Source organism: Pantoea sp. SGAir0215 (assembly GCF_043543215.1).
The window spans coordinates 3946156-3968488 of sequence record NZ_CP028031.1 but is presented as its reverse complement, the minus strand read 5'-3'; the positions used below and the strand labels follow the sequence as shown (position 1 = coordinate 3968488).

Sequence of the window (22333 nt, the reverse complement as noted above, 5' to 3'; positions counted from 1 at the left end):
ATCAGGGAGATGTCGACATGAGCGACATGAAACTCGAACACGCCGCGATGATTCACAACCGCCAGCGTGCACTTAAAAAAACCAAAACGCCCTTTGCCATTGAACGCGAAGCACGCAATCGCACCGATGTCACGCTGAGCAACCTCCACAGCAGCTATGAGGGCCTGACGCACACGGAAGCCCGGGCGCGATTGGGTGATTATGGTCGCAATGAGGTGGTGCATGAAAAAGCGCCTTCCGCGTTTGTCCAGCTGATCCTGGCCTTTAACAATCCGTTCATCTATGTGCTGATGGTGCTGGCACTGGTCAGCTGGGTAACCGATTACTGGCTACCGCTGCGGGCCGGTCAGGACACCGATCTGTCTGGCGTGATCATCATACTTACCATGGTAACGCTCAGTGGACTGCTGCGTTTCTGGCAGGAGTTCCGTACCAACCGCGCCGCGCAGGCTTTAAAGTCGCTGGTTCGCACGCAGGTTACCGTACTGCGTCGTGAAGAAGGCAGCACGACTGGCCGCCGTCACGATATCGATATGCGTGAACTGGTGCCCGGCGATGTGATTTTATTGAGTGCGGGCGATCTGGTGCCGGCCGACGTGCGCTTGCTGGCCTCGCGCGATCTGTTTATCAGCCAGGCGATCCTGACCGGTGAATCGCTGCCCGTTGAGAAAAACGATCTCAGCGCAGGTGAAGAGATCGCAGAGCAGCCCGGTCGCAGCGTACTGGAGCTCAGAAACAGCTGTCTGATGGGGACCAATGTCGCCAGCGGCACGGCTCGCGCACTGGTCGTCGCCACCGGCAGTGAAACCTGGTTTGGTTCGCTGGCGGCCTCGCTCTCAGGTCGTCGTCCGCAGACCGCGTTTGACCGTGGCGTAAACAGCGTGTCCAGACTGCTGATCCGCTTCATGCTGGTGATGGTGCCGGTTGTCTTACTGATCAACGGCTTTACTAAAGGCGACTGGATGGACGCCACCTTGTTCGCGTTGGCGGTTGCCGTCGGTCTGACCCCCGAAATGCTGCCGATGATCGTCAGTGCCAATCTGGCCAAAGGCGCGATTGCGATGTCACGGCGCAAAGTCATCGTTAAACGGCTGAACGCGATTCAAAACCTCGGTGCAATGGATGTGCTGTGTACCGATAAAACCGGCACGCTGACGCAGGACAACATTTTTTTGTCGGCGCATCTGAACGGGGAAGGCGTAGAGGATGCGCGCGTATTGCTGCTGGCCTGGCTCAACAGCAGCAGCCAGAGCGGGGCAAAAAATTTGATGGACCGCGCGGTACTTAAATTTGGAGAGCAAACCCTGTCTGCGGCCCAGTGCAGCCAGTTTCAGAAGGTGGATGAGCTGCCTTTTGACTTCGTCCGCCGTCGTGTCTCTGTGGTGGTGGAAGATCTGCAAACGCACCGTCCACTGTTAATCTGCAAAGGGGCGGTCGAGGAAATGCTGGCTGCTGCGACCACACTACGTCAGGGCGAGTCGGTCATTCCGCTGTGCGAACAGAAACGCGTCGAACTGTTGAACCTGACGCAGCATTATAATCAGCAAGGCTTTCGCGTCCTCCTGGTGGCAACCCGTGAGCACGGCATAGCGCTGCCACTCAGCAGCAATGATGAGTGCGAGCTGACCATTGAAGGGATGCTGACCTTTCTGGATCCGCCTAAGGAGAGCGCGGGCAAAGCGATTCAGGCGCTGAAAGACAGTGGCGTGAAGGTCAAAGTGCTGACAGGCGACAATCCGCTGGTGACGTTGCGCGTCTGTCAGGAAGTGGGGCTGGCTTCTGAAGCCATGCTGACCGGCAATGAGATTGATGACATGAGCGACGCGGTGCTGCGCACGGAAGTGGAGCGCTGCATGATTTTCACCCGGCTGACGCCGCAGCAAAAGTCACGCGTGCTTAAACTGCTGCAGCAGAATGGTCATACCGTCGGTTTCCTCGGCGATGGCATCAACGATGCGCCTGCGCTGCGCGAGGCTGATGTGGGGATCTCTGTCGATACGGCGACGGACATTGCCAAAGAGTCATCGGACATTATCTTGCTGGAAAAAGATTTGGCTGTGCTGGGCGAAGGTGTCCTCAAAGGGCGCGAAACCTTCGGCAATATCATCAAGTATCTGAACATGACGGCCAGCTCGAATTTCGGCAACGTGTTCTCCGTACTGATTGCCAGCGCATTTATTCCTTTTCTGCCCATGCTGTCTATCCAGTTGCTGATTCAGAACCTGATGTATGACATCTCTCAACTGGCTCTGCCCTGGGACAAGATGGATCGCGAGTTTTTACGTAAACCGCGTAAGTGGGATGCTGGTAACATCAAGCGCTTTATGCTGTGGATGGGGCCAACATCGTCTATTTTCGATGTCACGACCTTTGCGCTGATGTGGTACGTCTTCGGGGCAAATCATGAAAGCGCCCAGTCGCTTTTCCAGTCTGGCTGGTTTGTGGAAGGGTTATTGTCTCAAACGCTGGTGGTGCATATGTTGCGGACGCAGAAAATTCCCTTTATTCAAAGCTGCGCCCGGCTGCCGGTGCTGCTGACCACGATGGGTATCTGTGCGGCGGGTATCCTGCTGCCGTTCTCTTCGCTGGGTACGCTGGTGGGATTAGTTCCGCTGCCCTGGCACTATTTCCCCTGGCTGGTGCTCACCCTGTTTAGCTACTGTCTGGTGGCGCAGGGAATGAAGATGGCGTACATCAAACGCTTTGGCCGCTGGTATTAAATGCTTCAGCCGTAAAAACATCGCCGGTCAATGCCGCAAGGTGAGGGGGCATTGACCGGTTTTCTCTCTGTGCGCATCTGCACGGCCCGTCTTCGTGAACTTGTGCTACATCATTGCAAAAAACGTGATGTCGATAACGTAGACGAACCTTTCTGCCATTCCCGCTCTTGCCGTGGCGTTCTCTGATACAATTACAGCGAAATTATTTAACCTGACCTGACAATATCCGGGTTGGAGGGATCTGCCGTCATCATGCGTGTTAGCTCAGCGAACGGACACGTATCTGAACGCCGCCCGTTTCCCCGGCCGGTAATGCACACTGCCCGCCACGTCAGAAGATTTTGCTCAGTGGCCATGCATACCACACCCGGCCGGCGCTGATGATGCGCGGACTTTTTTGCCCGATGATTGAGGATCGTTATCCCGCATGCGTTGTTGTTTACTGCCTTGCCTGTGTGTTGCCGGAGCCTGAAATGCAGCAGACAGAATATGTAATTGAAGGTCTGGTTCGGTTTTCACCCGCTCAGGGACGACTGTGCCTGGTCGAGTCCAGTGAAACCAGCGTGCCCTTATCGCCTGCCTGCAATCATTTACTGGAAATGTTTCTGAAAAGCCCCGGCGTGGTGCTGGCCCGGGAACATATTCTTGATAATTTCTGGCAGGAAACGGGCGCAACGCCTTCGTTCAACAGCCTGAATGCCTATGTATCGTCTATTCGACGCGGTTTTGCCTCGCTGGGCATCAGCCAGGACGTTATCACCACCGTTTATAAAGTGGGCTTTGTTTTCAATCCCACGCTGGCGATTCAAACGACGCACCTTGAGCCGGAACTGGCGGCTCCCACTGCGGATCCGGTCTCTCCGACGGCGGCTCTGCCGCGACGCGACCGTCGTTATTACGCTGCAGGTATTGCGGTGCTCCTGCTGGCAGGCATGACTGTGCTGGTGCTGTCTTCCCTCCGGCCTGAAAAATCGATCGCGCCTGTCAGCGTGGCAGACGTCAACGGCTGCGAGGTACTCTATCTGCCGGTGCATCCGGGGGAATCGGCTTTCCCGCCGGAACCCGTGTGGCGCAAAATCATCGCCAGCAGCGGCATGCCCTGTCAGAAGGGCGGCAAATATCTGTTTTACGCGGACAGAAACGTGACGGCCGGCCACTGGGGCAATGTCTACGTCGCTTACTGCCGCCACGTAACGGGCGGCCAGGCCTACTGCTCAAACTATTCTGAACTCGGATGGCGGGCAGAGAATGAATAAGAAGAACGTCGTGTCGCTCAGTCTGGTTTTGCTCTGTGCCATCCTGCTTATTGCGGGGGGCCTGTACTCTGTAAAATCGCAACGCGCCATGTTCGAATTTACCTGCGCAGCGAATTTTCAACAGCGCGATCTCACCCGGAATTATCATCTGGATGCCAGCTTTGTGCTGACGCTGCGTCATTCCGGAGAAGGCATGGTGTCCGTTGATGGAACGGTCTATCAAGCGGGAAATACGTATATCTTAAGACGTAATGTCGAATTTCAGTATTCACCCTATATTCAGTCACTTTATAAGCTCGACCACTATAGTGTGAGTCGCGGTCTGCGCGACAACGTACCGGAAAATATATTAAACAGCCACTTTGCCTATCTCTATATTTCGAAAATTAAAGGAATGGACGATGCGATATTGGTAGGCAGTCGGGTATTACCTCTTATCGTTTGTCATACCCGCTAATGGCGTTGTCCGCAGACGCGGGTAGCGCCGTTTCGCACGTCCTTGCCCTGCGGAATGTGTGCGGGTTTACGCCTCCTTCTGGTGGCTACCCTGCACAGCGAGCGTCTCTTGCTTGGAATTTAATTTTATATAAATTTATAAAAACAGTTTTTCCTTTCTAAAGTTAACCATTACAAGGTGTTTGTAGCTATTTGAGCCCCGTAATTGTTAAATCCTCATATCGGCAGCATGCCCGGGTTCGTTACAGCCTGGAGCTGTAACGAAATAACAGACATAGCCGGAAAATTTAATTTTTGAGGTGTTAACACTTTACGGGGAAACGGCCATGAAAGAGCTTGCTTATAAAATTCAATGTGACGCGAAATGGAATCAGCTTCAGGACACTGAGAAAAATCCACAGATGAAAGACGTCATTATGTGTCTTATTAAAAAACAGTCGGAAGGCATATTAACCCGGGACGTCGCCGATGAGTGCGATATGTCTATTTACGCTGCAAGAAACTGGCTGTTAAAACTGGAAAACAGTGGACTGCTAAAAAGAGAGGCCGGAACCAAATCCTGTAAATGGTTTATTCTTTAGTGTTTCCCGTGCGTGCTCCCGATGACCTGACGCTCACCGGCAACCGTGCGTGACTGCACAGGCGGGATGTGCCGCAGGGAAAGAAGCCCGTCATAACGCGGCAACGGACGCGCCCCCGCGCGCGTCAGACTGATGGCCGGTAACCGGCCGTCCTGACGGCGCGCCGCGGGGATTCACACATAGAAATGAATATGTTTTTTACCATGTACCGGGGACGTCTCGATCTGTGTTTTGACCCTGAACACGTCCCACAGCAGTGACTCCGTGAGAATCTCATCCGGCGTGCCCTGCGCCACCACGCCCCCGTGCAGCATAATGATAAGACGATCGCAAAACAGCGCGGCATGGTTCAGATCGTGAATTGCCACAATGCTGGTGACTGGTAGCTCGCTGATCAGCTTCATCAGCTGAATCTGGTGGTGAATATCCAGATGGTTGGTGGGCTCATCAAGCAGAATTTCATTCGGTGCCTGAGCAAGGGCCCGGGCGATATGCACGCGTTGCCGTTCTCCGCCAGACAGGCTCTGCCAGCCCTGATCGCAACGTGAGGCCATATCCACACGTTTCAGTGCGGCATCGACGATGTCGTCGTCCTGATGGGTCCAGCTGGAAAACGGCGAGTGATGCGGAATGCGGCCCAGTTTGACGATATCGCGCACACGCATATTGGCACTGGTTAACGCATGTTGTTCAACGAAGGCGACACGGCGGGCAAGCTGTTTGCGGGCAATGGACGACAGGTCCTTGCCATCCAGCAGCACTTTGCCCTTTTGTTGCTTACGCAGGCCAGCCAGAAGACGAAGCAGGGAGGATTTGCCTGAGCCATTTGGCCCCAGTAATCCCACCGTTTCGCCCGGCGATACCGCCAGGGAAACGTCATTAACGATGATTTTTTTCCCCACCTGCCAGGTGAGGTGTTCGGCGCTAATGCTCATTATTGATTCCTGGAGCGATAAATAATAACGGCAAAGAATGGCACACCCACCAGCGCGGTAACCACGCCCACCGGCAGGCTTTGGGGGGCAATCAGCATGCGAGAGGCAATATCCGCCAGCACCATCAAAATCGCACCCGCGATAGCACAGGCCACCAGCAGGCGGCTGTGCAGAGGACCGAAGAAGAAGCGCATCACATGCGGCACCACCAGCCCGACAAAGCCAATAGAGCCGGCCATGCTGACAATCGTGGCGGTCATCAAGGCGGTTGCCGTGAACAGCACCAGACGAACCACGCCAACCGGAATACCTAATGAAGCCGCGGCATCGTCGCCAAAGGTGAAGGCATCCAGCGCGCGCGCATAATAAAGACAGACCGCTAAACCGACCAGCACGACCACGACCACCAACTGAAACTCCGGCCAGCGTACGCCGCTAAAGCTGCCCAGCAGCCAGAACATGACGTCGCGCGCCTGCTGCGCATTCGCCGAGGTACTGATGGTGTAAGCGGTTATCGCATTAAAGAGTTGCGATGCCGCAACGCCCGCCAGAATCGTGCGCTCCGTCCCGCCACGTGCGCCATTGGTCAGCAGGGCAACAAACGCAAAGGCCGCAAAGGCACCGGTAAAGGCACCCAGCGAAAGGGAGATGGCACCCGCGCCGACGCCCGAGACCACAATCAACACCGCCCCGGTTGATGCGCCAGCCGAAACCCCTAACACGTAGGGTTCGGCCAGAGCATTCTTCAGCAGGCTCTGTAACACCGCCCCGCAGATCGCCAGACCTGCCCCACTGAATGCGGCAACCAGCGCCCGGCTTAAACGGAAATCCCAGATCACGCTTTCATGGATACGGTTAACGGGCACCGCCGTCATTCCCAGTTTATTGGTGACGGTATAAAAGACGGATTTTAGCGGTATTGATAACTCGCCTACGCTGACGCCCAGTGCAATCACCACAACCAGCACGACAAGGGCGAGGATCGCAATGGCGATAAACCCCACTCGTCGTGCCTGAACAACCCCTTCACTCATTAATTCAGGCCCATCTTACGTAACTGCTCTGCAACCTGTTCTGCACCATAAATCGTACGAATCGTCGGGTTCATCGCCTGACCGTCCATCACGACAATATGGCCTTTTTTCACGGCATCGAGCTGGCTCACGGCCGGATCGCTTTTCAGGAACTTAATCTTTTCTTCGGCGCTATCCAGCTTCCAGCGATTACGATCAAGGCTGGTGACCACGATGACATCCGGATTGGCGGCAATGATACTTTCCCAACTGACAGTGGGCCACTCGGTTTCGGTGGTAATGGCATTATGGCCGCCCAGCAGATCGGCGATAAAGCCGGAGGCACCATTTTTACCGCCCACGTAGGCATCCGCGGTGGGTGAGGAGCTGGAGAACCAAAACACGAAAGACAGGTCTTTCTTGCCTTTAGGAAAGGCTTTTCTCAGGGCGCTTTCACGCTTTTTAAAGTCGTTGATCACCTGCTGTCCGCGATCTTCAACGTTAAAGATTTTGGCAAAATCGGCGATTTCTTCGTAAACATAGGCCATATTCCACAGCGTCGAACGGCTGCCATAAATATCGCCGGTATTCTGCTTTGTGGCACACATGCCTGGTGACAGGTAGGTGTTTATGCCAACGGACTCAAAGTCTTCACGTTTGGCAACTTTACTGCTCGGCCCCATCAGTAGCTGAATCTGGGCAGCCACAAAATCGGGGTTTTTCGCCAGGATGGATTCCAGCGTAGGAATTTCCACCGTCAGTACCGGCACTTTCGCATTCTTTTCAGCAAGCTCAGGTAACACTTTGGTCGGCCAGAATGCGCTCGCCACCATTTTATCCTGCAGCCCCAGCAGCAGCATGATTTCCGCCGTATTTTGCCCAAGCGCTACGACGCGCGCTGGCGCTTTAGTAAAGGTTTCCTTCTGACCACAGTTTTCGATGGTCAGCGGATAGGTGGTGGCCCAGGCGGAACTCGTCGTGAGGAAAATAAAACTTAACAGGCTAAGCATTTTTTTCATTGGTGTTTTCCATCATTAAATGAGACGGCATGCCGTAACGATTCTGGCGCGGCGAATTTTATCAGACAAAAAATGTAAATAGAAATCATTATTATATGAGTTGATATTTAACAAAAACGCATAAAATTTACTTCAGTTATTAGCCGGGAAAGAAATATCAGCGCAGCAATAAAGATAAATCACGCCGAGTCAAAACAGCGTGATAAGCCCTTGCTGAGGAGGCACTGACGCCGCTCTTGCATAAGAACGGGTTAATCGTTTTCCACGTGATAAAAAGATCACGAACCATTGAGCGGCATCGATATCAGAGAATAAACCCAAAAACCGCTTTGCACTTTGACCGAACGCACGATTAAAACGGGCCTGGGTGAGAGAGCAGAGTGAAACAGATAGCCTCCATTTGCGCTCCACAGTTCAGACAAACTCAGGCAACCTGGGGTGCTTATCATCCTGCCACCGTTGTGGAGGATGTCATGAATACCCTTACGTTTATTGCTAAATACTGTGAATACGGCCTCAAGGTTGCAAGGTGTTTTATTATTAATGATGCACGTTTTCATACGCAGCGATTGCGTATTTTACTGGGCAGAGAGCCTGACCTGATTCATCCGGTCACCCTGAATGAAAAAATGTGTCATCGGTTGATATATGACAGGAATCCGCATTATACGCAGTTGGCGGATAAATTAGCGGTGCGCGATTACGTGGCCAGCCGGACCGATGATGTGATGATTGTGCCACTCATTAACACGTATAAAAGCACCAAAGAGATTGCGTTAAACCGTTTACCCGCGACTTTCGTTTTGAAATGCAATCACGACAGCGGCAGTACGATAATCTGTAAAGACAAAGCGACGTTCAATATCAAAGCCGCTTTACTGAAGCTGGATTTAGCGATGAAAAAGAATATGTATTACACCACTCGGGAATGGCAATATAAAAACATCTCGCCGATGATTCTCTGTGAAGAATATATTGAATTGTTTGCAGGCCGTGAAAGAAGTACAACGCCTGAGATGTTGCGTATCCATTGTTTCAACGGTAATGCCAGCATTATTGAGGCGGATTTTACGGATGAGCAGGGCAGGGAATATGTCAATGTCTACAACAGAAAGTGGGAACTGCAGCCTTTCCAGATTGCCTATCCTCATCATCCCGCGCCGATAGCCGAGCCCGCGTTGTTTTATCGCGCCCTCTGTGCCGCGCAGGCGCTGGCAAAAGATATCGACTACTGTCGGGTCGATTTAATGCTGAAAGATGACAGCCTGTATTTTAGTGAAATCACCTTAACGCCTCAGCGCGGCAAGCTCAAAATAATGCCTCTGGAATGGGACGCTAAACTCGGCGCGATGTGGCAACAGAAGCCGTATCAACCCACCTTATCCTGCCGATCTGCCCTGGCGCGCAACGGGCCAGCGCAATAAAAACAGCGACCCGCCCTGAGAAGACGTTTTATAGCCGATATCGCCACCGTGAGCCTGCATAATTGCTTTGGCGACCGACAGGCCCAGCCCGCAGCCTGTCGGATTGGCCGCACGACCTGCGATACCACGTTGAAACGGCTCGAACATATGACGCTGGAACTCTTCGGCTACGCCCGGCCCCGCATCTTCCACCTCAATAAAGTAGGCGCTGTCCCGGACACCGCTTCGCACAGCGATCGGGCCTGGCGTGGCGTAATTGCGTGCATTATCAAATAAAATCGTCAGGCATTGAATAATTCTGAGGGGATCACATTGCGTTATCGCCTGCGTTTTCTCCATGACCAGAGTGAATCCACGTTCACGGAACGGATGGCAAAACGCAGTACTGACGTTCTCCAGGATATCGCTAAACGGGACAGACTGGATATCCAGCGTAAACGAACCCCCTTCCGCCGCGCCGACAACGCGAAGGTCGTCGATCAGACGAGATAATCCCTCAGTCTGCCGCAAGAGGCTGATAAATAAGTGGGGTTCAGGCTCAAAAACGCCGTCGACCAGCCCCTGCAACCTGCCGCGCAGAATAGTCACCGGTGTGCGAAGTTCGTGGGCAATGGCCGCGTTCCAGGACTTCCTTTCGTTGTCCAGGGTCTGCAGTTTTTCCGCCATGTCGTTAAAGTCCCAGACTAACAGATTGACCTCGCCCAGGCGGCTCTGGCTGCTGGCGGCGCGCGCGCTTAAATCACCCTGAGAAATACGTCGCAGGCTGGCGGCGACGGAACTTAAGGGGTGAAGGATTTTCGCGGTGAGTTTAAACGCAAACAGCAAGGCAATCAGGATGCAGAGAGAGGAACTGATGGCGATCCAGACCCAGTCGAAGACCGTCATATTTTCGCTGTTGCTGGCGGATAAGCCACCAGGGATATGATCAATGACAAAGCTGTAGAACAGATAGGAGCCCACCACCGCAACAAAAATAATGGCTAAGGCCAGAGTTAGCATAAACAAAAGAATTTGCCGACTGAGCGCTTTGTCTTTATTCACTTCTGTTCACCCAGCCGATAGCCCATGCCGCGAATACTTTCCGGTACGCCTGATATGCCACAGTTTTCGAATTTTTTGCGTAATTTACTCATGTGGCTGTCGACCGTTCTGTCCAGCGTATCGCTTTCAGGTAAGCAGGCGTTCAGCAACTCTTCCCGACTAAAAACTCTACGTGGGTATTTTGCCATGTGCGTCAGCAGTTTAAATTCTGTCGTGGTCAGGACAGGCGTCAGTGTCTGACCGTTGCTGTGGATCTCCACATAAAACTCATCGGGATAAAGCGTCATGAAACGGGTTTTAATCAGGTTTTGCGGTGCCGCCTGAGGGTTGGCGCGGCGCAACACCGCCTCGATACGAGCCACGACCTCAGAAGGATTAAACGGTTTAACGATATAATCGTCCGCACCCAGCCGAAGCCCCATGAGTTTATCGATATCCTGATCCAGGGCTGTGACCATGATGACCGGCGTATTGCTCTCTTTGCGCAATGTTGAAAGGACATTCCAGCCATCAACGCGGGGCAACTGGATATCAAGCAGCACTAAATCAGGCTGCAGGCGGGTGATCAATGTGAGGGCTTGCTCACCGTCGGCCGCATGGACGGTTCTCATCCCGGCTCGCTTGATGTAACTCATCAGGATATCGGAGATTTCAACATCATCCTCCGCCACCAGGATTAATTTGTCGTTATTCATGACGCCCTCAACATCAAAGTCAGAAACGGTTGCCGGTCAATGTTACATCCACACCAGAATGCGTCGCCTCGCAATCGGCACAGTATGTCAGTCGCGGCAGAACAGCAAAGCACAGTGCGACATAACAGACATCAGGCCCTTGACGCATACAGCATGATGAGACCGCAGGAGGCTCGCAACAGTTCACTCACCACTCTTTTTGCAGCAGGGCAAAAACCAACGTGTCCTCATACACAGGCACACCGTCTTCCTGCGTAAAACAGACGTACTCTTTGAAGCAGCCTTCCAGGCGCATCCCCAGACGGCGGCATAGCGCTTGTGAGCCTGCATTATCGCTTGCAACATACGCATAGAGGCGGCGGACGTCCCTGACGTTAAAGAGATAAGTAAACAGACAGGTCGTGGCTTCCAGTGCAAAACCCTGTCCCTGATAGTGTGGATTGACATACCAGCCAACGCTTAACGTATTGTCATCGGGCTCGGCCTCACCAGAAGCAAACAGATGGCCGATCACGGCACCCGTTTCTTTTAAACAGATGGCATATTGCGTGTCATCATCGCGCCTTTTTGCGGCTTCCTCTCTGGCGGCGGCCATGTCTTCCAGTTTTTCATCGTAAAAGCATGCGGGCTGGGGATCAGACAAATAAGCAAACAGCGCTTCGGCGTCGTCCGGCATAAAACGCCGCAAGATTAATCGTTCTGACTCTGCTATTTGCATAACGCACCTTTACGTGAGGAAATAGAAGCGATAATAAGGACAGATGAAGCATTTTTAAAAGGCTGCACTGTGTGAAAACTGGCGCTATATTACTGTTGATGGTTTGATGTTGTCCATCGTATATAAGCCATTCCCCCCGTTTTTATTTAATGATTTTCTTCTCCATATTCCCTCCATAAAAATGACATCATGGCTCATTGTTCGCGCGTTAAGCTGTAACTATGCGCATTATTATGAGACCGTTCGTGATGAGGCCAGGTATTTTAATCAGGTTAAGTTATTGCTGTTTATTTTGGTCATTACTCGCGACAGGAATAAGTCCCGCATCAGGCCTGTCTCAAAAAATTTATCGTGTTCCCCACGCAAAGCCGACGGTTATTGCGCTTTATTATCCAAAAAAAACGCTCACCGTTCACGCGTGGAACCGGCATTTTTGGCAGGCCGTCGCGACAAACGCCACAGCCTGGCGCGGCGGTCGGGTTACCCGGCTGTTATATAAGTCCGTTGTCCATCGGCTGACTGAAAACTGACGGTGGAGCGCGTCGGGTGAAATGCATCCCACAGATGCGCACAAAAGGGCGTCATGCGCTGAATAACACCTGATCAGATGCAGCAGGAACACACCTTACTTATTTTCTCAGGGTAGAACATGCCTCAGTTTTTTATTAACCGCCCCGTTTTTGCCTGGGTAATTGCCATCTTTATTATCGTGTCTGGCCTGCTCGCGATTCCAAAATTACCGGTGGCCCTGTATCCGTCTGTCGCGCCGCCTACCATTACCATTAATGCCTCTTATCCGGGCTCAACGCCGGAAACGATGAACAACAGCGTAATTGCCCTGATTGAGCGTGAGCTTTCTTCGGCGAAGCACGTGCTGTATTACGAATCATCCAGCGATACCAGCGGCATGGCTTCCATTATCGTGACCTTCGCGCCGGGAACCGATCCCGAGCTGGCGCAGGTTGACGTGCAAAACCGTATAAAAGTGGTGGAGCCTCGCCTGCCGCAGGTTGTGAGACAGAATGGCCTGAGCGTTGAAGCCTCAGGCGCAAATTTTTTGATGATTGTCGGGCTGACATCGAAAGACGGTAAGCTGACTGACGCCGATCTGAGCGATTACTTTTCCCGTAACCTCTCCGAAGAACTGCGCCGGGTGGAAGGCGTGGGCCGCGTTCAGCTGTTTGGTGCCGAGAAAGCGATGCGGATTTGGATCGATCCCGTCAGGCTGAGTCAGTATCGTCTGTCCGTCAGCGATATTAACCGGGCGGTCAGCATCGAAAACGCACAGATTGCGCCCGGCCGGACCGGTGATTCACCCGCTATCCCCGGTCAGCAGGTCAGCTATCCGCTGCTGGTCACCGGGCAGCTCGGCTCACCTGAGACGTTTGGTCATATTACCTTACGTGCCAATCCCGATGGTTCGCGCGTCATTCTGTCGGATGTGGCCCGCGTCGAACTGGGTTCCCAATCCTATGGTTTTGCTACGCGTGAAAACGGTCACGTGTCGACGGCGGCGGCCATTCAGCTGACGCCGGGAGCAAACGCCGTTAAAACCGCAGACAGGATCAGACATCGCCTGAATGAACTGAGTAACGCCATGCCCGAAGGCATGACCTACAGCATTCCGTTTGATACCACGCCGTTTGTAAAAATCTCCATCGAGAAAGTGGTTCATACCTTTATTGAAGCCATGGTGCTGGTCTTTCTCGTCATGTACCTGTTTTTGCAAAACATTCGTTATACCTTTATCCCGGCTATTGTGGCTCCGATTGCTCTGCTGGGCACATTTACCGTTATGCTGCTGTCTGGCTTCTCGGTCAACGTACTTACGATGTTCGGTATGGTACTGGCCATAGGGATCATTGTTGATGATGCCATCGTCGTGGTGGAAAACGTCGAACGTATCATGGCGGAAGAGGGGCTGGGCCCGAAAGAAGCGACCCGGAAAGCGATGAAAGAGATTACCGGCGCGGTCATCGGCATTACGTTAGTGCTGAGTGCCGTGTTTATCCCGATGGCGATGGCAAGCGGGTCGGTCGGCGCGATTTATCGCCAGTTTACGCTGACAATGGCTGTCTCTGTCTTGATCTCGGCATTTCTGGCGCTGAGCCTGACCCCCGCCCTTTGTGCGACATTGCTCAGGCCTGTCAACCAACACGCGCAGCAGAAAACAGGATTTTTTGGCGGATTTAACCGCCAGTTTGCCGCCATTACGGCGCTGTATGGTCGCGGCGTCAGTCGCTTACTGAAACGCGTCGGCAGTGCGCTGGGGGTTTACGCGGCGCTGTGTCTGCTGCTTTTCCTGGCGATGAAAAATCTGCCTTCGTCCTTTTTGCCTGAAGAGGATCAGGGCTACTTTATGACGTCCATTCAGCTACCCTCGGAAGCCACGGCAGCGCGCACGTTAAACGTGGTTAAGGCTTTTGAACAGGCGGTGCTTTCACGCCCCGCGACGCAATCGACCATCGCCATTCTCGGTTTCAGCTTTGCCGGATCCGGGCCCAACTCGGCGATGGCGTTTACGACTTTAAAAGGCTGGGACGAACGAAACGGCGCGACCGCCTTTTCTGAAGCGGCGCATGCGCAGGAACAGATGGCGATGAATCCTGAAGCGGAAACCTTCAGTTTGATCCCGCCCGCCATTGATGAGCTGGGAAACTCCTCGGGCTTTACCCTGCGTCTGCAGGATCGCGGTGGTAAAGGCCTTGCTGAACTGAAGAAGGCTGAAGCGCAGTTGCTCGCGCTGGCGGCAAAAAGCCCGGTGGTCCGCAACGTTTATGTCGATGGCCTGCCTGACGGACAGATGATCCGACTGAATATTGATCGCCAGAAAGCCTTCGCGTTGGGCGTCTCTTTTGAGGAGATCAGCCAGACGCTCTCGGGAGCGATCGGTTCGCTGTACGTCAATGACTTCCCGAACCGCGATCGTATGCAGCAGGTCATTATTCAGGCGGATGCGAGATATCGCATGCAACCGGACGACGTCCTGGCGTTATATGTGCGCAACGCGACAGGCGGCATGGTGCAGCTCGCTGAGTTTGTGCAGGCTCAGTGGGAAACTGCCCCCTTGCAACGGGTGCGTTATCAGGGCTACCCGTCAATAAAAATCACCGGTAACCCTGCACCAGGCTATTCAAGTGGCGATGCGCTTAACGAGATGGAACGTCTGGTAAAGCAGTTGCCTGAAGGGTTTGCCCTTGAGTGGAGCGGCGGATCGTTACAGGAGCAGCAATCTGCATCAGAAGCGCCCGCGCTCATGGTGCTGTCGATGCTGGTGGTCTTTCTGGTGCTCGCGGCGCTGTATGAAAGCTGGTCAGTTCCGATATCGGTCATGCTGGTCGTCCCGCTGGGACTGCTGGGAGCGGTACTGATGGTCAGCATGCTGGATATGCAAAACGACGTCTTTTTTAAAGTCGGGATGATCACTCTCATCGGGCTGTCGGCAAAAAATGCCATTTTGATCGTCGAGTTTGCGAAACAGATTCACGAAGGTGGTAAGGGGCTGGTCGACGCCACCTTAGCGGCTTCACGTATGCGTTTACGGCCTGTTCTGATGACATCGCTGGCGTTTACCTTGGGTGTTGTACCGCTGATGCTGGCCACAGGGGCCAGCGCGACAACGCAAAAGGCGATTGGAACGGGCGTGTTTGGTGGCATGATCAGCGGCACGTTACTGGCCATCTTCTTTGTTCCGCTGTTCTATTTCTCGGTCATGAAGGTCGTGGAGAAACTGACGCGCAAGCGGTCTTAACAGTGTGCAGGGCCGCGTGGGCAAAAGGCCGCCTCTTAGCGTGAAAAGCACAGTGGAGAAGACCAACGCCTTCTGCATTGTCGTCGGGAGGCGGACAGAGCGTAAATAACGGACGTGCCTGTTTCGTTCGTGGATCTGGATTGTGAACGGGCCGCCCCACCAAAGATGCTGTCCGGTCAGTGCCGTGAGCGCCACTTGTGAAACCGCAGAGCGATAAAAGCCGCACCATAAAAAAAGCCAGCGCAGAAAGCGCTGGCTTGATACAAGTACACCGGAATCAGAACTGGTAAGTCAGACCCACGGCCAGGATATTGTCGGTTGAAATACCGGCTGCCTGAGTAAAGTCGGTTTCATCAAGCAGGTTGATCTTGTAATCGATGATGGCTGACATGTTTTTATTGAAGTAATAAGCCGCGCCTACGTCGATGTATTTCACTAAATCCCGATCGCCATAGCTTTCAAGATCTTTCCCTTTTGACTGCAGATACGCGATGCTGGGGCGCAGACCGAAGTCAAACTGGTATTGTGCAACGAGTTCAACGTTCTGGGCTTTATTGGCGTAGCCTGGATTGCCATTACCAATGCGGGTAGCATTGTATGTCTGTGTATATTGGGCTGCCAGGTAAATAGCATTGGCATCGTATTTCAGGGCGCCTGAATACGTTTCAGCATTATCGCCTTCGCCCAATGCCAGGCCGTTCTGGTCCAGCGTACGTTTGGAATGCGAATAGGCGACACCGAAATTCACACCTTCTGGCAGAGCATACGTTACAGCCGCGCCATAGCCATCGCCATTCTGTTTCACTGCATTTCGGTTGTTATTGGTGAGACTGCCGCCTTCAGCGTTGGAGCCCCCATTTCTGCCCTGGTACTGCAAGGCAAAATTAAGGCCGGAGACCAGGCCAAAGAAATCGGTGTTACGATAGGTTGCCAGGCCATTGGCACGCTGCTGCATAAAGTTATCCGAGCCGTAGCTGTCACCGCCGAACTCTGGCAGGACGTCGGTCCAGGAGGTGACATCGTAAACGACGCCGTAGTTGCGGCCATAGTTGACCGAACCATACTCACCGAATTTGAGCCCGGCGAAGCCTAAACGTGTCCAGGACTGGTTTTCAGACCTTTCATCACGGTTCGCCTGCATATTGTATTCCCACTGACCAAATCCAGTCAGTTGGTTAGTAATCTGTGTTTCACCTTTTACACCGAGACGGGCATAGGAGTTATCCCCACGTCCGTCGTTATCACTGGTGAAATAGTGCAGCCCCTGCATTTTACCGTAGAGATCAATTTTATTACCGTCTTTGTTATAAACTTCCGCAGCATTTGTTACGCCTGCGGCGAATAAGGTGGTAACGGCCACTGCAACTAAGTTAAGTTTCATTAAAGAAATCCTTTTAATTATGTTTTATCTCGACCAGAGCAATTGGAAAGTATGGTTCGCTTAAATGGCGCGTTATTTTTAAAATAGAATGCAGTGTAAATTCAATAATAAGTTTCCGTAAGATCTTGTTTGTTTTTGTTTATATGATCCCGATCCAGTAATCAGTGATTATTTGTTATCACTTTATTATGCTGTTTGATTTTATTGTGATATTTATTTTGAATGTTTTTGTATATATTTTTACCTTGGCGGTGTTTGTTGTTACTGCTTCTTATTTTTACTTTTTGTTTGAATTTTTATGGGTGTCGCTGTGATGGTTTATGTCATTTTTTGTATCGATCAGAAGTCGTAACTAGCATGTTAATTACAGAGGCACATCTTAAGTAATAGTTAAAGCTGTATCGAATTATATTATTAAACTTCGAGTGAAAGGCAGCGTGAATAGTGTCAAGAGAGAGGTATTTTGCAGATGACACTAACGCTGTAATAAAGATTCCTTAAAAAAATGCCCATCAAGCCTCCTGACGCTGCTGCAGCATCGGTTAAAACATCGGGCCTGATCGTTTTCTGTATTAGCCTGCCAGCACAAAAATGGAGCAGGTTGCTAAGCGTATTCATTTTTTTAGGTGACGCCTTAGAAAGGCACGCGTAATTAAAGCGCGTTTTTATCATACCTGTACGGATTGCAGTAATAATAAGTCTGCGTCGATGCATCAGGTGTTCATAGATGATGCGGTGTTGATGTTTAATTTGCTGTTAACGTATTCACATCTCGCATTTCAAAATGAACTCACTATCCGAAATGGGTTTTCTTTTTGAAATTATCATTTTTTTATTTCGTGACGGATTTCACTTTTACCCCTTCACCTTCTTTTACGGCCAAATAAATTAAATCCTTTCTTCTCAGGCGATTGCATTATTTCTTCTGTTTTTTTATCGGGTCTGGCACGGCGTCTGCAAACAATAACATTGTCGCGTATAACACTGGAGATAATGGCATGGCTTATAAAATTTTACTCCCACAGGAAATTATGGCGGAAGGGAGAGCGTATCTGGAGAGTCGGGGCTATGAATTAATTACGGGCTCTGGCATGGAAGAGGAAGACATTATTCGTGATATTCCCGACTGTGATGGCATCATCGTTCGGCTTTCAAAAATGTCTGAACGTGTATTCAACGCCGCGAAAAAACTCAAAGTCGTCGCACGACACGGCGCGGGCTACGATACTGTCGATCTTGAGGCCGCGAAACGTCACGGTGTTGTGGTGCTGAATGCGCCGGTAGCGAACAGCATGTCCGTGGCCGAACTGGCTATTTTCTACATGCTGCACTGTTCCCGCAATTTCAGGTTGGTTGAAGAGAAAATGCTTGAGGATTACTACTGGGCAAAATTGCGCACGCCCAAAGTGGAACTGGATGGCAAAACGCTGGGATTAATTGGTGTAGGCAATATTGGCTCGCGCGTCGCTGTTAAAGCCTTACGGGGTTTTAATATGAAAGTGATTGCATACGATCCCTATAAGACGCAGGAACAAATGCCAGACGGTGTTGAACGTACAGATGATATTGACCGCATTTTCAGCGAAAGCGACGTTGTCTCTTTGCATTGCCCGACAACGACAGAGACCCAGAATTTCGTCGGAGAAAAGCAATTTGCCATGATGAAACCGACGTCTTACTTCATTAATACTGCGCGCGGCAAACTCGTCGATGAAAAAGCGCTGTATCACGCCCTCAGTCACCACCTTATTGCCGGCGCAGGTCTGGACGTTTTAAAGAAAGAGCCCTTCGACGCCAGCGATCCGATTTTTTCACTCAGCAATGTCGTTATTGGCCCTCATATCGGCGCCGCAACGAAAGAAGCCACCGACAGAGCCTCACTTCATACCGCCATAGGGATTGATGAGGTGCTGTCGGGTAAAAAACCAACCTGGCCCGTTCCTGGCTTTGGAGAATAATAAAATGACTATTGGAAATCGTATTTATTTAAAACGTCCTGCAGGTAAGCCTGATTTACTCAAGGAATACGCGCAACTTCCCGCTGCGAATATCGCCGATACCATGAATCGTATTGCGGTGTTGGGCAACGGTATCAGGCGGATTTCTTCCCCTCAAAAACCGGTTATGTCGGGTTATGCCATTACGGTGAAAGCGCGCGCGGGCGACAACCTGATGTTGCATGCCGCACTGGATATGGCGACGGAGAATGACGTTATTGTCGTATCTAATGAAGGTGACCGTTCGCGAGCCCTGATGGGCGAAATCATGGTGGCTTACGCGCATCACTGCAAGAAGATCGCTGGCATCGTGCTGGATGGCCCCATCCGCGACATTGATGCTTTGTCACAGTTGGATTTTCCCCTTTTTGCCACAGGGTCAAACCCGGCCGGTCCGTTTAAAGAAGGTCCTGGCGAAGTGAATACACCTGTTGCGGTGGGTGGCGTAGCCGTGTGCCCTGGCGATCTCATTATTGGTGATGCGGATGGCGTAATTGTTGTTCCTTTGCATGATGCAGAACCCTTACTCGAAAAAGCTAAAGCGTATGCAGCATTCGATGCGAGCAAAGTTGAAGCCGCAAAAAACGGCACGGCAAATCGTGAATGGGTCACCAAATCACTGGAAGAAAAGGGCGTTGAATTTATTAACGACGTATTTCGTTAGTCGACCAATATAATATCCATTCGCTCAAACCACGGGAGTCATGCTCTCGTGGTGATAAGCAAAGGTAAAAATATATGTTCTCTTTAAAAATCTTATTGATCGTGTTTTTCCCGGTTTTATTCTGGATCTTGCCTAACCCTGACGAGATTTCCGCCACGACCTGGCATATGGTCGGTATTTATCTGGCGATGTTATGCGGGCTGGTATTTCGGCCTTTTACGGATGCGATTATTATGCTCATTATCCTCGGCATCGCATCTGTTTTTATCGATCCCCATATTCTGTTTGCAGGTTATGGCACGGCCATGGTCTGGTTTATTATCAGCGCCTTTATTATTTGTAAGGCATTCGTTATTACCGGACTGGGTAAACGTATCGCCTACATCTTACTGAAACGCTACGGCAGAAATACTCTGACACTGGGTTATCTGATGATGGTTACGGACACCGTGCTGGCTCCGGCCACCGGCTCGAATATGTCGCGCTCTGGCGGTATCGTCTATCCCATTTTCCGCAACATTGCTGAAGCGTTGGGCTCAAAACCTGACGAGGGTAGCCGCCGGATTGGTTCCTACCTGACGATTCTGATGTATGTCGTATCAATGGGAACATCCAGCTTGTTTTTAACCGGTATGGCCACCAACGCTATCACCGTGTCACTGGCTAACGAAATTATGAAGGTCGATCTGGACTGGATGACCTGGTTTAAGGCGGCCATTATTCCGGCCGGATTAGTTCTGCTGCTGTGTCCCTGGATACTTTATAAAGTTTACGCGCCTGAACTGAAAAAAATTGATAACGTCAATGAGATCGCTGAACAGGGACTGCGTGAACTCGGGCCGGTGAAGCGCGAAGAGAAACTGCTGATCGTGTTTTTTATTCTGGGCGTTTTGGGATGGATGACCGGCTCAGTAACGGGTATTCCTTTTATTCCGGTTGGCTTTGCATTCCTTGCCTGCTTGTTGTTATTTAAAGTGCTGAGCTGGGAACATGTGGTCAGTGAAAAAGCGGCCTGGCAAACGTTTGTCTGGTACGGCGCGTTCTATGGATGTGCTGTCGCGCTGTCAAAAGGCGGGTTCTACGTTTTCCTGGTGGGGGTGATTAAAAACTACCTGGATCTTTCTCATCTCAATGAATTTAGCGCAATTGGTGTGCTGATTTTTATCAGTCTTGCCGTACGTTATTTCTTTGTCTCAAACAGTGCGTTTGTCGTCTCTTTTTATCCCGTGTTGTTTACCCTCGGCATGACGACGCAGGCCAATCCAATGTACGTTGCATTGTCGTTGGCGTTTTCAGCAGGCTACGGTGCTCTCCTCACGCATTACGGTAACGGAGCGGGGGTTTTTACCTTCTCCAGTGGCTATGTGCCGCAAAAAACCTTCTGGCTGTTGGGCACAATGATGGTGCTGTTTAACGTCATTGTTTATTTCCTGCTCGGCATTCCTTACTGGAAATTCATCGGTATCTGATCGGAGGATAAACATGAAACTGGATCTTCGTATCAAAAATGGCCTGACGATAGACGGCCACGGCCAGAATTATATTCAGCGGGACGTGGGCATTATGGGGGATGTTATCGTTGATCTTACCCAGGTTGACGGCATTGAAGCTGAAACTGAAATTGATGCCGCAGGCTGTATTGTCCTTCCCGGTTTAATTGACTTTCATACTCATGTTTTTCATGGCGGAACGGCTATCAGCGTGAATCCAGACATCATTTGTTTGCCCAATGGCGTAACCAGCGTGGTTGACGCTGGCAGTAGCGGTTGGGTCAATTATGGATTGTTCCGTAACAGTGTGATCAACACGGCTACGGTAAGGATAAAAAGTTACTTAAATGTAGTAAATGTAGGCCTGTCTACGCTGGGTGGTGGGCCGACGGGATATCTGGAAAACACGAACCCGGCCAATTTTAATCGGGAAAAAATAAAGCAGGTTGTCAGCAAAAATGCAGACAATATTCTGGGCCTGAAGCTGCGCTACAGTCAGGATATTGCGAAAGGCAAACCCTACAGCAGCGATCCTTTTCTGACGACCGTTGCGCTGGCACGTGAGCTGAATACCTCGTTATGCGTGCACGTCACGGATTCCCAACGCCAGGCGGACGAACTCATCCCGCATTTCAACCCGGGTGATATATACGCGCACTGCTTTCACGGAACGGGTCACACCATCCTTAATGAGCAGGGCGAAGTATACCCGTCGATTCAGGCAGCCCAGCGGAAAGGCGTCATCTTTGACTGTTCAAATGGCGTGGCGCATTTTGATTTTAATATTGCCCGTCATGCGATGGCGCAGGGATTTTACCCCGATATTATCAGCACGGACTTAACGCAGCGTAACAGCCTGCGTACGAATAAGGTCTACAGTCTGCTTCATGTCATGTCAAAATACCTGAATATGGGTATGTCACTGTTTGATATCGTAAAAGCGGTCACCAGCACCCCTGCCAGGCTAATGAAAATGCAGGGCCAGATCGGAACGCTCACACCGGGGGCATTTGCCGACATCGCCGTGGTTAAAATACGTCAGGCAAAAACCATTTTCGAAGACACGAGGGGCAATCAGTTACAAGGCGATCGCTATATTGATAACTGCTTAACCATCAGTCGTGGGCAGATCTGCTATCGCCGTCTGCATGTTTAATCACGCCTTATCCGTTCGCTCAGTCCTGGAATATTA

General features: G+C 51.4%; 17 protein-coding genes. 10 read left to right on the top strand and 7 right to left on the bottom strand.

Features of this window, described 5'->3' with window-relative positions; all coding sequences use genetic code 11:
• The first annotated feature begins 17 nt into the window (after positions 1 to 17).
• The 4 genes from mgtA to C1N64_RS18475 all read left to right on the top strand — a co-directional run bounded on the left by mgtA (position 18) and on the right by C1N64_RS18475 (position 5013).
• On the top strand, positions 18 to 2720 hold the full coding sequence (gene mgtA, locus C1N64_RS18490; RefSeq protein WP_058702300.1) for a magnesium-translocating P-type ATPase: 2703 nt from the start codon (positions 18 to 20) through the stop codon (positions 2718 to 2720).
• A gap of 473 nt (positions 2721 to 3193) precedes the next feature.
• Positions 3194 to 3976 (top strand): winged helix-turn-helix domain-containing protein, encoded by a 783-nt coding sequence (locus C1N64_RS18485; protein ID WP_039340102.1) that lies wholly within the window; start codon positions 3194 to 3196, stop codon positions 3974 to 3976.
• The gene (locus C1N64_RS18480) at positions 3969 to 4433 is read left to right on the top strand and encodes a hypothetical protein (protein ID WP_033739427.1); all 465 of its coding nucleotides are present in this window, start codon (positions 3969 to 3971) and stop codon (positions 4431 to 4433) included. The genes C1N64_RS18485 and C1N64_RS18480 overlap by 8 nt, the downstream gene beginning before the upstream one ends.
• Positions 4434 to 4758: 325 nt before the next feature.
• Positions 4759 to 5013 (top strand): FaeA/PapI family transcriptional regulator, encoded by a 255-nt coding sequence (locus tag C1N64_RS18475; protein WP_394515087.1) that lies wholly within the window; start codon positions 4759 to 4761, stop codon positions 5011 to 5013.
• A gap of 173 nt (positions 5014 to 5186) precedes the next feature.
• Here the strand turns inward: C1N64_RS18475 and C1N64_RS18470 are convergent, their stop codons facing one another.
• The 3 genes from C1N64_RS18470 to C1N64_RS18460 are packed head-to-tail and all read right to left on the bottom strand — an operon-like array spanning position 5187 to position 7980.
• Positions 5187 to 5948, bottom strand: coding sequence for a siderophore ABC transporter ATP-binding protein EitC (locus C1N64_RS18470; RefSeq protein WP_164482505.1), 762 nt, complete (start codon positions 5946 to 5948; stop codon positions 5187 to 5189).
• Positions 5948 to 6982 (bottom strand): FecCD family ABC transporter permease, encoded by a 1035-nt coding sequence (locus C1N64_RS18465; RefSeq protein ID WP_033739425.1) that lies wholly within the window; start codon positions 6980 to 6982, stop codon positions 5948 to 5950. Before C1N64_RS18465 ends, C1N64_RS18470 begins: the two co-directional genes overlap by 1 nt.
• Positions 6982 to 7980 carry a siderophore ABC transporter substrate-binding protein EitA gene (locus C1N64_RS18460; protein ID WP_006120487.1) on the bottom strand — a complete coding sequence of 333 codons (999 nt, stop codon included), beginning with the start codon at positions 7978 to 7980 and terminating at the stop codon, positions 6982 to 6984. The genes C1N64_RS18465 and C1N64_RS18460 overlap by 1 nt, the downstream gene beginning before the upstream one ends.
• A 473-nt stretch (positions 7981 to 8453) precedes the next feature.
• Here C1N64_RS18460 and C1N64_RS18455 point away from each other — a divergent pair, with 473 nt between their 5' ends.
• Positions 8454 to 9404: an ATP-grasp fold amidoligase family protein gene (locus C1N64_RS18455; protein WP_375093620.1), complete on the top strand. Its 951-nt coding sequence runs from the start codon at positions 8454 to 8456 to the stop codon at positions 9402 to 9404.
• Here the strand turns inward: C1N64_RS18455 and C1N64_RS18450 are convergent.
• The 3 genes from C1N64_RS18450 to C1N64_RS18440 form a co-directional block, all read right to left on the bottom strand.
• Positions 9360 to 10445 (bottom strand): ATP-binding protein, encoded by a 1086-nt coding sequence (locus C1N64_RS18450; RefSeq protein ID WP_394515086.1) that lies wholly within the window; start codon positions 10443 to 10445, stop codon positions 9360 to 9362. The two genes, C1N64_RS18455 and C1N64_RS18450, sit on opposite strands and share 45 nt — an antisense overlap.
• A complete protein-coding gene (locus C1N64_RS18445) occupies positions 10442 to 11140 on the bottom strand; it encodes a response regulator (protein ID WP_058709012.1) in 699 nt (232 codons plus the stop codon). Before C1N64_RS18445 ends, C1N64_RS18450 begins: the two co-directional genes overlap by 4 nt.
• 187 nt (positions 11141 to 11327) lie before the next feature.
• Complete coding sequence (locus C1N64_RS18440) at positions 11328 to 11858, bottom strand: GNAT family N-acetyltransferase (RefSeq protein WP_033739417.1); 531 nt, start codon at positions 11856 to 11858, stop codon at positions 11328 to 11330.
• 649 nt (positions 11859 to 12507) lie between these two features.
• Here C1N64_RS18440 and C1N64_RS18435 point away from each other — a divergent pair.
• On the top strand, positions 12508 to 15609 hold the full coding sequence (locus C1N64_RS18435) for a multidrug efflux RND transporter permease subunit (RefSeq protein ID WP_283785985.1): 3102 nt from the start codon (positions 12508 to 12510) through the stop codon (positions 15607 to 15609).
• A gap of 277 nt (positions 15610 to 15886) precedes the next feature.
• Here C1N64_RS18435 and ompC read toward each other — a convergent pair whose 3' ends face one another.
• A complete protein-coding gene (ompC, locus tag C1N64_RS18430; protein WP_033739413.1) occupies positions 15887 to 16990 on the bottom strand; it encodes a porin OmpC in 1104 nt (367 codons plus the stop codon).
• Between the two features lie 998 nt (positions 16991 to 17988).
• Here ompC and C1N64_RS18425 point away from each other — a divergent pair.
• The 4 genes from C1N64_RS18425 to C1N64_RS18410 all read left to right on the top strand — a co-directional run bounded on the left by C1N64_RS18425 (position 17989) and on the right by C1N64_RS18410 (position 22297).
• The gene (locus C1N64_RS18425; protein WP_394515085.1) at positions 17989 to 18948 is read left to right on the top strand and encodes a hydroxyacid dehydrogenase; all 960 of its coding nucleotides are present in this window, start codon (positions 17989 to 17991) and stop codon (positions 18946 to 18948) included.
• Positions 18949 to 18952: 4 nt separating this feature from the next.
• Positions 18953 to 19651, top strand: coding sequence for an RraA family protein (locus tag C1N64_RS18420; RefSeq protein WP_394515084.1), 699 nt, complete (start codon positions 18953 to 18955; stop codon positions 19649 to 19651).
• Positions 19652 to 19725: 74 nt separating this feature from the next.
• Positions 19726 to 21120 (top strand): DASS family sodium-coupled anion symporter, encoded by a 1395-nt coding sequence (locus tag C1N64_RS18415; RefSeq protein WP_033739407.1) that lies wholly within the window; start codon positions 19726 to 19728, stop codon positions 21118 to 21120.
• 13 nt (positions 21121 to 21133) lie between these two features.
• On the top strand, positions 21134 to 22297 hold the full coding sequence (locus C1N64_RS18410) for a metallo-dependent hydrolase (protein WP_033739405.1): 1164 nt from the start codon (positions 21134 to 21136) through the stop codon (positions 22295 to 22297).
• Positions 22298 to 22333: the final 36 nt, after the last annotated feature.

Bases quoted from the DNA above. Each gene is read 5' to 3' on its own strand.
- C1N64_RS18455 (WP_375093620.1), top strand. From the start codon at position 8,454: ATGAATACCCTTACGTTTATTGCTAAATACTGTGAATACGGCCTCAAG.
- C1N64_RS18435 (WP_283785985.1), top strand. From the start codon at position 12,508: ATGCCTCAGTTTTTTATTAACCGCCCCGTTTTTGCCTGGGTAATTGCC.
- C1N64_RS18470 (WP_164482505.1), bottom strand. From the start codon at position 5,948: ATGAGCATTAGCGCCGAACACCTCACCTGGCAGGTGGGGAAAAAAATC.
- mgtA (WP_058702300.1), top strand. From the start codon at position 18: ATGAGCGACATGAAACTCGAACACGCCGCGATGATTCACAACCGCCAG.
- C1N64_RS18440 (WP_033739417.1), bottom strand. From the start codon at position 11,858: ATGCAAATAGCAGAGTCAGAACGATTAATCTTGCGGCGTTTTATGCCG.
- C1N64_RS18480 (WP_033739427.1), top strand. From the start codon at position 3,969: ATGAATAAGAAGAACGTCGTGTCGCTCAGTCTGGTTTTGCTCTGTGCC.
- C1N64_RS18485 (WP_039340102.1), top strand. From the start codon at position 3,194: ATGCAGCAGACAGAATATGTAATTGAAGGTCTGGTTCGGTTTTCACCC.
- C1N64_RS18410 (WP_033739405.1), top strand. From the start codon at position 21,134: ATGAAACTGGATCTTCGTATCAAAAATGGCCTGACGATAGACGGCCAC.
- C1N64_RS18475 (WP_394515087.1), top strand. From the start codon at position 4,759: ATGAAAGAGCTTGCTTATAAAATTCAATGTGACGCGAAATGGAATCAG.
- C1N64_RS18445 (WP_058709012.1), bottom strand. From the start codon at position 11,140: ATGAATAACGACAAATTAATCCTGGTGGCGGAGGATGATGTTGAAATC.
- C1N64_RS18425 (WP_394515085.1), top strand. From the start codon at position 17,989: ATGGCTTATAAAATTTTACTCCCACAGGAAATTATGGCGGAAGGGAGA.
- ompC (WP_033739413.1), bottom strand. From the start codon at position 16,990: ATGAAACTTAACTTAGTTGCAGTGGCCGTTACCACCTTATTCGCCGCA.
- C1N64_RS18420 (WP_394515084.1), top strand. From the start codon at position 18,953: ATGACTATTGGAAATCGTATTTATTTAAAACGTCCTGCAGGTAAGCCT.
- C1N64_RS18460 (WP_006120487.1), bottom strand. From the start codon at position 7,980: ATGAAAAAAATGCTTAGCCTGTTAAGTTTTATTTTCCTCACGACGAGT.
- C1N64_RS18465 (WP_033739425.1), bottom strand. From the start codon at position 6,982: ATGAGTGAAGGGGTTGTTCAGGCACGACGAGTGGGGTTTATCGCCATT.
- C1N64_RS18415 (WP_033739407.1), top strand. From the start codon at position 19,726: ATGTTCTCTTTAAAAATCTTATTGATCGTGTTTTTCCCGGTTTTATTC.